This is a genomic window from Acidisphaera rubrifaciens HS-AP3 (assembly GCF_000964365.1).
GTDB lineage: Bacteria > Pseudomonadota > Alphaproteobacteria > Acetobacterales > Acetobacteraceae > Acidisphaera > Acidisphaera rubrifaciens.
Map to the genome: position 1 here is coordinate 1 of NZ_BANB01000525.1, position 398 is coordinate 398.

A 398-nucleotide genomic window follows, 5' to 3' on the forward strand; every position below is an offset into this window, starting at 1 on the left:
CGTTCGTGGCCGAGCCCGCGCCGCCGGCCCCATCGTTTTCCGACGCGCGCCTGTTCGATCCCCCGCCCTCTCCGTCGGCACCCCCGACGCCGGCGGCGCCCACGCCGGCGCCCGCCTCGGCGCGCCCGTCCTTCACGACGGACGAGGATTCGGCGATCGCCGGACAGGCGATCCAGCTGCGGCTGCCGGGCGTGTCCATCGACGGCCGGCCGGCCGATCCGGCAACCCTGGCGCTCGCGGCCTTCTGGGCAGGGTTCGGCAGTTTCCCCGGCGATCTGCGGGCCAGCGAACTGCCCGCGCTGATGCATCAACTCGGCGCCGCGCTGCGCGAGGCCTGCGACGGGGCGGATGATCTCCTGGCCGACGCCGACCACCGCCGCTTCGCCGGCCGCCGCGCC

General features: G+C 76.6%; 1 pseudogene. It reads left to right on the forward strand.

What is annotated here, in order from left to right:
* A pseudogene (locus B8460_RS22060) lies at window positions 1–398 on the forward strand (hypothetical protein); the annotation flags it as partial.